This is a genomic window from Streptococcus orisasini (assembly GCF_001431045.1).
In the GTDB taxonomy this organism is placed as follows: Bacteria; Bacillota; Bacilli; order Lactobacillales; family Streptococcaceae; genus Streptococcus; species Streptococcus orisasini.
Map to the genome: position 1 here is coordinate 75718 of NZ_BCLE01000030.1, position 13639 is coordinate 89356.

14 protein-coding genes are annotated in these 13639 nt (G+C 42.4%); all 14 read left to right on the forward strand.

Features of this window, described 5'->3' with window-relative positions:
* Window positions 1-124: 124 nt before the first annotated feature.
* A complete protein-coding gene (gene hflX, locus SCSH_RS06145; RefSeq protein WP_057491015.1) occupies window positions 125-1363 on the forward strand; it encodes a GTPase HflX in 1239 nt (412 codons plus the stop codon).
* Window positions 1360-1995 (forward strand): cystathionine beta-lyase, encoded by a 636-nt coding sequence (locus SCSH_RS06150; RefSeq protein WP_193743687.1) that lies wholly within the window; start codon window positions 1360-1362, stop codon window positions 1993-1995. Before hflX ends, SCSH_RS06150 begins: the two co-directional genes overlap by 4 nt.
* 37 nt (window positions 1996-2032) lie before the next feature.
* Window positions 2033-2962 (forward strand): ribonuclease Z, encoded by a 930-nt coding sequence (gene rnz, locus SCSH_RS06155; protein WP_057491017.1) that lies wholly within the window; start codon window positions 2033-2035, stop codon window positions 2960-2962.
* Window positions 2959-3723, forward strand: coding sequence for an SDR family NAD(P)-dependent oxidoreductase (locus tag SCSH_RS06160; protein WP_057491018.1), 765 nt, complete (start codon window positions 2959-2961; stop codon window positions 3721-3723). The genes rnz and SCSH_RS06160 overlap by 4 nt, the downstream gene beginning before the upstream one ends.
* Window positions 3720-5930, forward strand: coding sequence for a single-stranded-DNA-specific exonuclease RecJ (gene recJ, locus SCSH_RS06165; protein WP_057491019.1), 2211 nt, complete (start codon window positions 3720-3722; stop codon window positions 5928-5930). The genes SCSH_RS06160 and recJ overlap by 4 nt, the downstream gene beginning before the upstream one ends.
* Window positions 5931-6197: 267 nt before the next feature.
* A complete protein-coding gene (locus tag SCSH_RS06170) occupies window positions 6198-6710 on the forward strand; it encodes an adenine phosphoribosyltransferase (RefSeq protein ID WP_057491020.1) in 513 nt (170 codons plus the stop codon).
* Between the two features lie 111 nt (window positions 6711-6821).
* Complete coding sequence (gene metA, locus SCSH_RS06175) at window positions 6822-7766, forward strand: homoserine O-acetyltransferase MetA (RefSeq protein WP_057491021.1); 945 nt, start codon at window positions 6822-6824, stop codon at window positions 7764-7766.
* Between the two features lie 9 nt (window positions 7767-7775).
* On the forward strand, window positions 7776-8471 hold the full coding sequence (locus tag SCSH_RS06180; protein WP_057491022.1) for a DnaD domain-containing protein: 696 nt from the start codon (window positions 7776-7778) through the stop codon (window positions 8469-8471).
* Window positions 8461-9171: a tRNA (adenine(22)-N(1))-methyltransferase gene (locus SCSH_RS06185; protein ID WP_057491023.1), complete on the forward strand. Its 711-nt coding sequence runs from the start codon at window positions 8461-8463 to the stop codon at window positions 9169-9171. Before SCSH_RS06180 ends, SCSH_RS06185 begins: the two co-directional genes overlap by 11 nt.
* Window positions 9149-9937 (forward strand): Nif3-like dinuclear metal center hexameric protein, encoded by a 789-nt coding sequence (locus SCSH_RS06190; RefSeq protein WP_057491024.1) that lies wholly within the window; start codon window positions 9149-9151, stop codon window positions 9935-9937. Before SCSH_RS06185 ends, SCSH_RS06190 begins: the two co-directional genes overlap by 23 nt.
* A gap of 390 nt (window positions 9938-10327) precedes the next feature.
* Window positions 10328-11197, forward strand: coding sequence for a glucose-1-phosphate thymidylyltransferase RfbA (rfbA, locus tag SCSH_RS06195; RefSeq protein ID WP_057491025.1), 870 nt, complete (start codon window positions 10328-10330; stop codon window positions 11195-11197).
* A complete protein-coding gene (locus tag SCSH_RS06200; RefSeq protein ID WP_057491026.1) occupies window positions 11197-11790 on the forward strand; it encodes a dTDP-4-dehydrorhamnose 3,5-epimerase family protein in 594 nt (197 codons plus the stop codon). Before rfbA ends, SCSH_RS06200 begins: the two co-directional genes overlap by 1 nt.
* A 1-nt stretch (window position 11791) precedes the next feature.
* Window positions 11792-12280, forward strand: coding sequence for a hypothetical protein (locus SCSH_RS06205; RefSeq protein WP_057491027.1), 489 nt, complete (start codon window positions 11792-11794; stop codon window positions 12278-12280).
* 171 nt (window positions 12281-12451) lie between these two features.
* On the forward strand, window positions 12452-13498 hold the full coding sequence (gene rfbB / locus SCSH_RS06210; RefSeq protein WP_057491028.1) for a dTDP-glucose 4,6-dehydratase: 1047 nt from the start codon (window positions 12452-12454) through the stop codon (window positions 13496-13498).
* The last annotated feature ends 141 nt before the right edge of the window (window positions 13499-13639 follow it).

Genomic DNA, 13639 nt, shown 5'->3' on the forward strand with positions numbered 1-13639 from the left:
TTATTTAAGTCTGGAGAAATTGTCTGACTTTTCTACTTAGCTGTGATATAATAATTGTTAAATTTGGTGTCTCATTGTCATACAAAAAATTGAAAATTTATGAAAGCAGAGGGGAAGGACAAGAATGATTGAAACTAGTCAAAAACAAGAGCGTGTCATTCTTGTCGGTGCAGCTCTGCCAGACAGTGAAAACATTGAAATGTCCATGGACGAGCTGGCTAGTCTCGCGCAGACAGCGGGGGCCAAAGTCGTTCATTCTTATTGTCAAAAAAGAGACCGTTACGACAGTAAAAGCTTTATCGGCTCAGGCAAATTGCAAGAAATTAAGCAGCTAATTGAAGCTGAAGCTATTGATACGGTCATCGTCAATAATCGGCTGACGCCCCGCCAAAACACTTATTTGGAGGCAGAACTTGGGGTCAAGGTGATTGATCGGATGCAGCTGATTTTAGACATTTTTGCCATGCGGGCCAGAAGCCATGAAGGAAAGCTTCAGGTTCATCTGGCCCAACTCAAATATATGCTGCCGCGCCTTGTCGGACAAGGCGTTATGCTCAGCCGTCAGGCCGGTGGCATCGGCAGCCGCGGTCCTGGTGAAAGTCAGCTGGAGCTGAATCGCCGCAGTATTCGCAGGCAAATTTCAGACATTGAAAAGCAGATCAAAGCGGTGGCTAAAAATCGAGAAACTATCCGTGAAAAACGACTGGACTCGCAGACTTTTAAGATTGGTTTGATTGGTTACACAAATGCAGGAAAATCAACCATTATGAATGTTTTGACCGATAATAGACAGTACGAGGCGGATGAGCTTTTTGCGACACTTGATGCAACGACCAAACAGATTTATCTCTTTGATCGTTTTCAGGCAACCTTAACAGATACCGTTGGTTTTATTCAGGATTTACCGACTGAACTTGTGGCAGCCTTCAAGTCAACACTGGAAGAAAGTCGTCAGGTTGATTTGCTGCTGCATGTTGTTGATGCCAGCGATCCCAATCACGAAGAGCAAGAACAGGTTGTTTTGGATATCTTATCAGAGCTTGATATGATGGCAATTCCACGGCTAGTGGTTTATAATAAAATGGACAAGGCAAAAAATTTTACAGCCAGTCAGTATCCTTATGTCAGTCTTTCAGCCAAGTCTAAAGAAGCCGCTTTTATATTGCGTCAGGCCATTTTGAAGAAAATAAGGAGTATTTTTGTGCCCTTCAGTTTTAAGCTAAGCCCAGAAAATGCCTACAAACTCTATGATTTAAGTCAAATAGCCCTGCTTGAGTCTTATGATGCTGAACAAGACAGCAAGGAAATCAAGGGCTGTATTTCAGAAAAAAACAAGTGGAGGCTGGAAGCATTTTTATGTTGAACTATCTTGACTTAGCCCTTAAGTATGGTGGCTTTACTAGCTTGGACAAGGTTTATTTGAAAAATAAACTGGCTTCTTTGGCTGATGCCGACAAGCTGGCTTTTATTACACCGCCGCCGAGTGTCATCAATGCCTATTTTGCTGAAATTTATCAAAAGCAATCACCCAAGGCGGCAACAGATTATTATTTCGAAATAAGCCAAAAGCTGCAGCTTTTGACCGATAAACCTTCTTTTGACGAGCAAAAGCCTTTTGTCCGTCTCAATCTGTCTGGAAAATCTTATGGCTTTGTTTTTGAAAATGAAGAAGAAGTCGCTCAGGTTTTCAGTGAGCAGGACGAGCCGATTACTGACAGTCTTTTATTTGAATTGGCTCAGATTTTTCCACAGTATAAGGTTTTTGTAAATGCTCAGACCATAAAAATGAAACCTTTGACATTTGAAGAGGGTGAGAGTAAGCAGATTAAAGAAGATTCGGCGCTTCTTAGTGATATTCAGAGATTAAAAGACGGAACGATTAAAATCTCAAGTTTCAATCAGGAAGAAATCATGGAAGTGGCTAAGGCCTATCAAGGTCAGCGCTATTACAGTTACGTTCAGCGTCAGGCTGTGCTTTACATTATTAAAGATTAACCAGTATAGAAAAGTATAAATAGAAAGTATAGTAAGTATGGAAATTCAATTTTTAGGAACTGGTGCCGGTCAGCCGGCCAAAGCCAGAAATGTATCAAGTCTCGTTTTAAAACTTTTGGATGAAATCAATGAAATTTGGATGTTTGACTGCGGAGAAGGAACTCAGCGTCAAATTTTAGAAACAACGATTAAACCGCGTAAAATCAGAAAAATTTTTATCACCCATCTGCATGGCGACCACGTGTTTGGTTTGCCAGGTTTCTTATCAAGCCGTGCTTTTCAGGCTAATGAAGAGCAGACGGATGTTGATATTTACGGTCCTGTCGGTATTAAAAGCTTAGTTATGGCTAGTTTGCGGACTTCCGGCGCTCGACTGCCTTATCGGATTTATTTTCATGAATTTAATGAAAAACATGTGGGAAAGATTCTTGAAACGGACAAATTCACAGTTTATGCTGAAAAATTAGACCACACTATTTTTTGTGTGGGCTACCGCGTGGTGCAAAAGGATTTGGAAGGCACGCTTGATGCTGAAAAGCTAAAAGCAGCAGGAGTTCCTTTTGGTCCCCTTTTTGGCAAAATCAAAAACGGTCAGGACATTGTCTTGGAAGATGGAAGAAAAATTATTGCCAAAGATTATATTTCAGCTCCTAAAAAAGGGAAAGTTATTACTATTTTGGGAGATACCCGCAAAACGGATGCTAGTATCCGTCTGGGCTTGGGTGCAGATGTGCTGGTTCACGAGTCGACCTATGGCAAGGGCGATGAAAAATTAGCCAGACGTCACGGGCATTCAACTAATATGGAAGCAGCCAAGGTAGCTAAAGCAGCTTCGGCCAAGAAACTGCTGCTCAATCACATTAGCGCTCGCTTTTTGTCACGAGACATCAGCAAGATGCGCAGCGATGCTCAGGAAATTTTTGAAAATGTCCATGTTGTCAGGGACTTAGAAGAAGTAAAACTATGAAAGAACGTGTTATTGTTATTACCGGAGCGTCCGGAGGAATTGCTGAGGCGATAATTAAGCGTCTTCCGCAGGCTGACCAGCTTATTTTGCTCGGCCGGAACAAGGAAAAATTGGAAACCATGTATGCCCATCGCAGACCAGTGACCTGTTTTTCAGTTGACATCACAGATGATGAGGCTCTAAAGGCGATAGTTGATACTATTTATCAGCAATTTGGCCGCATTGATATTTTCATCAACAATGCTGGTTTTGGTGAATTTAAGGATTTTGATCAATTTTCAAACAGTGACATTCGGGAAATGTTTGATGTTAACACTTTGGCGACCATCAATTTTTCACGCCTTGTCGGCCAAAGAATGGCTGAAGCAGGTGCAGGCCATATTGTCAATATTGCCAGCATGGCAGGCCTGATTGCGACGAGCAAGTCAACGATTTACTCAGCCACAAAATTTGCCGTTATTGGTTTTTCCAATGCTCTGCGCTTGGAACTGGCAGACAAGGGCGTTTATGTGACGACTGTCAATCCCGGCCCGATTGCGACTAAATTTTTTGATCAGGCCGATCCTAGCGGTGCGTATTTGAAAAGTGTCGAAGAATTTACCCTGCAGCCGAGCGATGTTGCAAAGAAAATCATTGCGCTTTTAGGGAAAAACAAGCGAGAACTCAACCTGCCTTGGACGCTAAAAGTAGCACACAAGGCCTATACCCTTTTTCCAAGATTATCGGATTTTTTGGCCAGAAAGGTATTTAATTATAAATGATTACATCCAAATTTGATTGGAAAATAAAGCATGAAAAGCCAGATGATGGCTTTTTTGAACTGATTAAAAAAGAAAAACTTAGTCAAGTGGCTGCCCAAATTCTCTACGGGCGCGGCCTTAACGAAGCTAGTGCTCTCGAGCAGTTTTTACACCCTGATTTGTCACAGCTTCACGACCCCTATCTTTTAAACGATATGGAGAAAGCGGTGAAGCGGATTCGTCAGGCCATTGAAAACTATGAAACGATTTTAATTTACGGCGATTATGATGCTGACGGTATGACATCCAGTTCTATCGTCAAAGAGGCCTTAGAGATGATGGGAGCAGAATGTCTGGTCTATCTTCCTAATCGCTTTACGGATGGTTACGGTCCAAACAAGAGTGTCTATCAGTATTTCATTGAACAGCAGGCTGTGTCTCTAATTATTACGGTAGATAATGGGGTTGCTGGCAAAGAGGCGATTGCCTATGCGCAGGAAAAGGATGTTGATGTCATTGTGACAGATCACCACAGCATGCCCCAAGAGCTGCCGGATGCTTATGCTATTGTTCATCCTGAACATCCTGGAGCAGCCTATCCTTTTAAATATTTAGCTGGCTGCGGTGTTGCCTTTAAGCTGGCCTGGGCTCTTTTAGAGTCTGTTCCTGTGGAAATGCTGGATTTAGTAGCTATCGGGACAATTGCTGATATGGTTTCTCTGACAGATGAAAACCGCGTCATGGTCAAATATGGTCTGGAAATGCTTAAGCAGACAGAGCGTATTGGCCTACAGGAATTGCTGGATCTCTCAGGTGTTCAGGCAGACAGTATTAGCGAGGAGACCATTGGCTTTAAAGTGGCTCCGCAGCTCAATGCTCTAGGCCGCTTGGATGATCCCAATCCTGCTGTAGAGCTGCTGACGGGCTTTGATGAAGAGGAAGCTCGTACGATTGCGGCCATGATTAATGACAAAAATGAGGAACGCAAGGCCATCGTTCAGACGATTTTTGATGAAGCCATGGCCATGGTAGACACAGCAAAAACTGCTCAGATTTTGGCAAAAGAAGGCTGGCATGCTGGTGTTCTGGGCATTGTCGCAGGACGTATCATGGAAGAAATTAATCAGCCAGTGATTGTCCTCAATATTGAAAACGGTTTGGCCAAGGGCAGCGCCCGCAGTCTGGATACGGTCAATATTTTTGCTGCTTTGAATGAACACAGAGACTTGTTTACGGCCTTTGGCGGGCACAGCGGTGCGGCCGGCATGACTTTGAAAGCTGACAGGCTGGAACAACTAGAACAAGTCCTCGTGTCCTACATTGAAGAACACCATATTGATCTCTCTCAGAAGAACCCGCTGATTATTGATGCCGAGCTTCCTTTGTCACAGCTGAGCTTTGACACTGTTAAAGGTTTGGAAAAGCTGGCGCCTTTTGGTATGGACAATGATAAGCCTGTTTTTTTGATAAAGAATTTTAAGGTGAAGCAGGCCAGAACCATGGGGCAAAACGGTGCTCATCTCAAGCTTAGGCTCATTCAGGAAGGAACAGAATTTGATCTGATTGCTTTTAATCAGGGAGCTTTAGTTCAGGAATTTCAGCAGGCTCAGCATTTAGAATTGGCCGTGACCTTATCTGTCAATCAGTGGAACGGCAATACCAGTCTTCAGCTCATGCTGGTAGATGCAAGGGTTGAGGGTATTCAGCTAATAGACATTCGCTCGCGCAGCAGCGCACTGCCTCAAGCAGTGCCTATCTTGGATGATAAAACGGCTAGTAAGGCCGTGGTTCTGCTGGAAGTTCCTGAAAAGGAAGAGGATCTTTTAGCGCTTTTTGAAAATCGTGATTTTGAAGCGATTTATTTCAAAAATATCATCAAGCATCGTTATTATCTGACAGGTTATGGGACGCGCGAGCAGTTTGCCAAGCTCTACAAAACCATTTACCAGTATCCCGAATTTGATGTCCGTTATAAGCTAAAGGAGCTGAGTCGCTATCTCAATATTCCTGAAATTCTCCTCGTCAAGATGATTCAAATTTTTGACGAACTAGATTTTGTCACCATCACGGATGGTATTATGACCGTCAATAAAGAAGCCGATAAACGGGACATTGCTGAAAGCCGCATCTATCAGGACTTAAAGCGGCTTGTAAAATTTCAGGAGCTGATGGCTCTGGGCACACCGCAGGAGATTTATGATTACCTAACTTCGAAAAATCAAAAGTAAGTCGATTTTGTCGGTGGAATCCTAAAAACAAGAGAGCACAAAGCTAATTTGTGCGCAGTTGGTTAAAAAGCGCTGCGCTGCTAACTTAATAAGATAAAAAGATTAAACTCTCAGCAGCAAAGAACTGCTGAGAGTTTTAGGTAACAATCAGAAAATTAATTGTATGTATTCCAACAAGTCTTAGTAGTAATATTTTCTAAAATAACTAATTCATGCTATAATAAGGAGTAAAAGATTTTTTGGCAGATTGCCCTAGAAAGTAAGGAAATGGATTTAAAAGATTACATTGCAACTATTGAAGATTACCCGGAAAAAGGGATCCTTTTTCGCGATATCAGTCCCTTGATGGCTAATGGGAATGCTTATAGCTATGCTGTTCGTGAAATTGTTCAATACGCGACAGACAAAAAGATTGATATGATTGTCGGTCCAGAAGCGCGCGGCTTTATTGTTGGCTGCCCGGTGGCTTATGAGTTGGGAGTAGGTTTTGCTCCGGTCCGTAAGCCTGGCAAGCTTCCGCGCGAAGTGATTGAAGCTAATTATGAAAAAGAATATGGTATTGATACTCTGACTATGCATGCGGATGCTATCAAACCTGGCCAGCGCGTGCTGATTGTTGATGACCTTTTGGCAACTGGCGGAACCGTTAAGGCAACGATTGAAATGATTGAAAGGCTGGGAGGAATTGTTGCTGGCTGTGCCTTTCTGATTGAGCTGGATGAGCTGGGAGGCCGCAAGGCTATTGGCGATTATGATTATAAGGTACTCATTCATTATTAAGGCTGACTTATAGCTGTTTGCTATATCTAACTAGAGAAATTATATATTTGAAAACTATATCTCCCTGCTTTATAATATTAAGATAGATATTGTAGAAATGGGGATATTTTCATGCCAATTACTCTTGATAAAAAATTACCTGCGGTGGATATTCTAAAGTCTGAAAATATCTTCGTCATGGATGATAAACGAGCCATTCACCAGGATATTCGGCCCATGAGCATGTTGATTTTGAACTTGATGCCGACCAAGGTAGCAACAGAAACTCAGCTGTTGAGGCTCTTGGCCAATACTCCCTTGCAGATGAGCGTGGACTTTTTGTACATGGCCAGCCACCATTCTAAAAATACACAGGCTGAGCATATGAAGACCTTTTATAAAACTTTAAAGGATATCAGAGGGAAATTTTATGACGGCTTGATTATCACTGGTGCACCTGTGGAGACGATACCTTTTGAGCAAGTTGATTATTGGGAGGAACTTTGTCAGGTTTTTCAGTGGTCTAAAACTCATGTCTACTCAACCCTGCATCTTTGTTGGGGGGCTCAGGCAGGGCTTTACTATCGCTATGGTATTGACAAATCTGAAATGGTTGAGAAGCTTTCAGGTATTTATTGGCAGACGGTGGAAAAGCCGTTCAGTCCTTTGATGCGAGGCTTTGATGATCGTTTTCTTGCCCCTCATTCGCGCTATACTGAAGTTCTTTTAAAAGATGTTATCAATAAGACAAATCTTGAAGTGATTGCTAGTGGTAAGGAAGTAGGCTTGTCCATTTTGTCCAGCCGCGACATGCGGGAAGTCTATAGCTTTGGTCATCTAGAATATGATCGGGAAACCTTGGGCAATGAGTACAAACGCGATCTCAAAGCTGGTAAACAGCCTAACATTCCGAGCAATTATTATCGGGATGACGATCCTGAATCTTATCCGGAAATGCGCTGGAACCTTGCTGCGGCAACTTTCTTTAGTAATTGGCTGAATTACGCAGTTTATCAAGAAACGCCTTATCGCTTGGAGGAGTTAGAAAATGATGTTTCATTTTATGGCTATCTGTAAGGAGGTCCTATGAGCTTTTTGCAACATTATAAGTCAGGGAACTTGGTTTTGCCGAGTGCCTTGCTTTTTCATTACAAAGATATTTTCAGCAGCACAGAGGATTTTTTGGTCTGGCAGTTTTTCTATCTTCAAAACACGACAAAAATGGAAGAAATTGCCACTAGCCAAATCGCTGCAGCTGTTGGAAAGACCGTAGCTCAGGTTAACCGCTGTGTTTCAAATCTGATCAGTCAGGAACTTTTAGCCATGAAAACGATTGAGTTGGACGGTGAGAGTGAGGTCATTTTTGATGCAACTCTGGCTCTTAAGAAACTGGATGACCTGCTGGAAGAGTCCAAGCAAGACAAGAGCCTGTCAAATGCTGACAATGGAAACGTCTTAAAAGCTTTGGTCGAAGATTTTGAAAGAGAACTGGGCCGGCTGCTCAGCCCCTTTGAGCTGGAAGATTTGCAAAAGACTGTTGCAGATGATAAAACAGATCCTGACCTTGTTCGGGCAGCTCTGCGGGAAGCTGTTTTCAATGGTAAGACCAATTGGAATTACATTCAGGCTATTTTGAGAAATTGGCGTCGGGAAGGGATTACGACCCTGCGTCAAGTCGAAGAGAGACGACAGGAACGTGAAGAAGCCAACCCAGCTAATGTGACAGTTTCAGACGATTTTCTGTCGGCCATGAATTTATGGAGTGACTCGGATGCAAGATAAAAAGAAGGGTATAAACCTTTCTGAGCGTTTACAGGAAATTGCGAGCTTTGTACCTAAGGGTGCAAGGCTTCTTGATGTTGGGAGCGATCATGCCTATCTGCCGCTTTATCTGCTGGAAAATGGGCATATTGATTATGCCATAGCCGGTGAGGTGGCCAAAGGTCCTTACAGTTCAGCTGTAGAAAATGTGGGTCAAGCTAGTTTATCAGAACGCGTGGATGTCCGTCTGGCAGATGGCTTAGCAGCTTTTACGGCAGCAGATAAAATTGATGTGATTACGATTTGCGGCATGGGCGGACGGCTGATGGCAGAGATTTTAGAAGCAGGCAAGGCTAAGCTGTCTTTGGTAAAGCAGCTCATTCTGCAGCCTAATAATTGCGAAGATGAGCTGCGCCTTTGGCTGATGGCCAATGGTTTTGTTATTACTGCTGAAAAGATGGTAACCGATAAACAAAAATACTATGAAATAATAGTAGCTGAGCAGGGTCAGATGAATCTGTCAGCTGCAGATTTGCGCTTTGGTCCTTTCTTGCGTCAGGAACTGTCAGCTGTTTTTAAAGCAAGGTGGCAAAAAGAGCTGTCTAAATTAGAGCAGGCTTTGGTGAAAATTCCTGAGACAAATGAAGAGGCTCAGCTGGCTGTAAAGGCAAAAATAAGTCAGATTAAGGAGGTGCTGCATGAAAGCACGGCAAGTTATTAAACGTTATGAAGCTTACTGTCCGCAGGGGCTGTCTCTTGAAGGCGATATATCTGGTTTGCAAATTGGCACTCTGGACAAGGAAGTTAAGCGCATCATGCTGGCGCTTGATGTGCGTGAAAGTACGGTTGCAGAAGCTATTGAACAAGAGGCCGATTTGATTATTGTTAAGCATGCGCCGATTTTTCGGCCGCTAAAAGATTTAACAGCGACTGCGCAAAATCAGCTTTATATTGATTTGATTAAGCATGATATTGCTGTCTATGTCAGCCACACCAATATTGATATTGTCCCTGATGGTCTCAATGATTGGTTTTGCGATTTGTTGGATATTGATAACAGAGAAATTCTAAGTCCCAGTAAAGATGGCTATGGCATTGGACGTGTCGGGGATATTGCACCGCTTTCTTTTGAAGATTTGGCAATGAAAGTTAAACAGATTTTTCATTTGGACAGTATTCGCTTAGTATCTTACGGCAAGGAAAATCCCTTGATTTCCCGCGTTGCTATTTGCGGCGGCAGCGGTCAGGGCTTTTATCAGGAAGCTTTAGCTAAAGGGGCTCAGGTCTATATCACTGGAGATATCTATTACCATACTGCTCAGGAAATGCTGACCAACGGCCTTTTAGCCTTAGATCCGGGACATCACATAGAAGTCCTCTTCGCTGAGAGACTAGCCGCCAAATTTGAAGCATGGAAGGCTGAAGATAACTGGGATATTGAGATTTTGACCACCCAGGCCAATACGAATCCTTTTTATCATTTATAAAAAATTTGTTTGTAGAAGAAGCTTGTCTTAAGCGAAGCAATAGGAAATTTTAATAAACAATAAGGCTGTTCTTGCTTTTCTAAGCTCTGCTGCCTTAAGACCTGATATGACTTAGCTTATTTAGGAGCGAACTTTTAGCAAATTTTAAGAGCTGATTTGCACAAATGGCTGCTTACCCGGTTGATTTTCATGATCAAACCGGTGTTTTCTTGTCTGGGAAAATGAGGACAAGTTGGAAAAGTTCTGTATAGAGCAGAAAAACGAAAACTGTAGTCTCCTTGGATTGGACATTCCTGATAAGGTGTTTGTTATGTCTTTAGGGTGGTTAGTGACACCGCTAACAAAAAATGATAAAATGTAAGATGATTAAATATAAAGAGGAGACCTATAATGAAGGGTATTATTCTTGCAGGAGGCTCTGGAACACGCCTGTATCCACTGACTCGCGCTGCTTCAAAACAACTCATGCCGGTTTATGATAAACCAATGATTTATTATCCGCTTTCAACTTTAATGTTAGCAGGAATCAAAGACATTTTAATTATTTCGACACCTCAGGATTTACCGCGTTTTGAAGAGCTGCTTCAAGACGGCTCAGAATTTGGTATTAAACTTTCCTATGCTGAACAGCCAAGTCCAGATGGTCTTGCCCAAGCCTTTATTATTGGTGAAGAATTTATTGGTGATGACAATGTGGCCCTTATTTTAGGAGATAATATTTATTACGGTCCTGGCCTTAGCCGCATGCTGCAAAAGGCAGCCAGCAAGGAAAAGGGAGCAACTGTTTTTGGTTACCAAGTCAAAGATCCAGAACGTTTTGGGGTTGTTGAATTTGATGAGAATATGAATGCTGTTTCCATTGAAGAAAAACCAGAACATCCTAAGTCTCATTATGCTGTGACAGGTTTGTACTTCTATGACAATGATGTCATTGAGATTGCTAAAAATATCAAGCCAAGTGCGCGTGGAGAGCTGGAAATCACAGATGTTAACAAGGCTTATCTTGAGCGCGGTGATCTTTCTGTAGAGGTTATGGAACGTGGTTTTGCCTGGTTGGATACTGGAACTCATGAAAGCTTGCTGGAAGCGGCTCAGTATATCGAAACAGTGCAGCGCATGCAAAATCTGCAGGTGGCTAATCTTGAAGAAATTGCCTATCGTATGGGTTATATTACAGCTGATGATGTGCGCGAATTGGCACAGCCGCTCAAGAAAAATGAATACGGACAATATTTACTCCGTTTGATTGGAGAAGCCTAATGACTGAACAATTTTTTGAAAAAGAATTAGCCGCTCGTAAAGTTGAAGCAATCCCTGGTATGCTGGAATTTGATATCCCAGTTCACGGTGACAATCGCGGCTGGTTCAAGGAAAACTTCCAAAAGGAAAAGATGATTCCTCTTGGCTTTCCAGAAAGCTTCTTTGCAGAAGGTAAGCTGCAAAACAACGTTTCTTTTTCTCGCAAAAATGTTTTGCGCGGTCTTCACGCAGAACCTTGGGATAAGTATATTTCAGTCGCTGACGAGGGGAAAGTTCTGGGTTCATGGGTTGACCTTCGAGAAGGTGATAGCTTTGGCCATGTCTATCAAACGGTTATTGATGCTTCTAAAGGGATTTTTGTTCCCCGTGGTGTGGCCAATGGTTTTCAAGTTTTATCTGATAAGGTTGCTTACAGCTACCTCGTCAACGATTATTGGGCATTAGAACTCAAACCTAAGTATGCTTTTGTTAATTACGCTGATCCGGCCCTTGGCATCACATGGGAAAACTTGGAAGAAGCAGAAGTTTCAGAAGCAGACAAAAACCACCCACTGCTCAAAGACGTTAAACCATTGAAAGCAGAAGATTTGTAAGATGTATCACCTGTTTTTAGAGATTGCTAGGGAGTTGAATGCAATCGGCATTACACCCCTTCTAATGGGTTCTGTTGGCCTTGAAGTGCGGACTGAGTGTTCGTGGCAGGCAAGGGATTTGGATATCCATGTTCCTAGTGATCCTCGTGGCTGGGAAGCACCTGATGAAGAGAGAATTTATCGTTTTGATGAGCTCAATGTCATTATGGAAAAGCTGGGCTATCATCTAGTCGATCGCCATGAACATGAGTTTCAAAAGGATGGATGCTCTGTTGAGTTTGGTGGCCTTGATTCTCTGCCAAGTTTTGCAGGTGTTGCACTAGAAGACTTGGAGGAAGTAGAAGATGAAGGAGTTCATTACTATCTGCCTAGTCTTGAACAGTACCTCAAAATCTACCAAGCCTCATCCAAAGATTCTTATCGAGCAGACAACAACAATCGCAAAGATTTTGCCAAAATTGATTATTTGAAACAAATATTAGGAAAATAAAAATCAAGCTAAAATAAACAAGAAAGGAGTGTTCAGTTAGTTTGTCTAACTGAATACGGGGCTAAAAGCGTCGAAAAAAAAGGATAAATCTCCCAGTGTGCAGCGGCAGGCACACCGAGTCAATTTTTTTGTTTTTCTTTCGCTTTCTTAAGGCTCTTTATATCTTAATTTATGTCTGAATACAAAAACATTATTGTAACCGGCGGTGCTGGTTTCATCGGTTCTAATTTCGTACACTATGTTTATAACAACCACCCAGATGTCCATGTGACAGTCCTCGACAAACTCACTTATGCGGGCAATCGTGCTAACCTTGAAGAAATTCTTGGCGACCGTGTGGACTTGGTTGTGGGTGACATTGCTGATGCTGAATTGGTAGACAAATTGGCCGCTAAAGCAGATGCCATTGTTCACTATGCGGCTGAAAGCCACAATGACAATTCACTTAAAGACCCATCACCATTTATTTATACGAACTTTGTCGGAACCTACACTTTGTTGGAAGCTGCTCGTAAATACGACATTCGTTTCCACCATGTCTCAACAGACGAAGTTTATGGTGACCTTCCGCTTCGTGAAGATTTACCAGGTCATGGTGAAGGCGAAGGTGAGAAATTCACAGCTGAAACCAAGTACAACCCATCATCGCCCTATTCATCAACCAAGGCAGCGTCTGACTTGATTGTCAAGGCTTGGGTGCGTTCATTTGGTGTCAAAGCAACCATTTCCAACTGTTCAAACAACTATGGTCCTTATCAACACATTGAAAAATTCATTCCGCGTCAAATTACCAATATCTTGTCTGGTATCAAGCCAAAATTGTATGGTGAAGGTAAAAACGTGCGTGACTGGATTCACACCAATGACCATTCAACTGGTGTTTGGGCTATTCTCACTAAGGGGCGTATCGGTGAGACTTACCTCATCGGTGCTGATGGTGAAAAGAACAACAAGGAAGTGCTTGAGCTCATTCTTGAAAAGATGGGTCAGCCTAAAGATGCTTACGATCACGTAACAGACCGTGCGGGGCACGATTTACGCTATGCCATTGACTCTACCAAACTCCGTGAGGAGCTTGGCTGGGAACCGCAATTCACCAACTTTGAAGAAGGATTAGAAGATACCATCAAATGGTATACTGAACATAAAGATTGGTGGCAAGCTGAAAAAGAAGCAGTCGAAGCTAATTATGCTAAGACGCAGAAAGTTATCAAATAAAAACTGCTGGTACTTTTTACCGAGCAGAATAAATAATCCTTGTTAAATCTATCAAGCATAGATCTAACAAGGATTTTTATATTCGAGTTAAAGCAAAACGTACTAAATATCAGCAGGTTTTGTTCTTCTTTTACCGCCCAA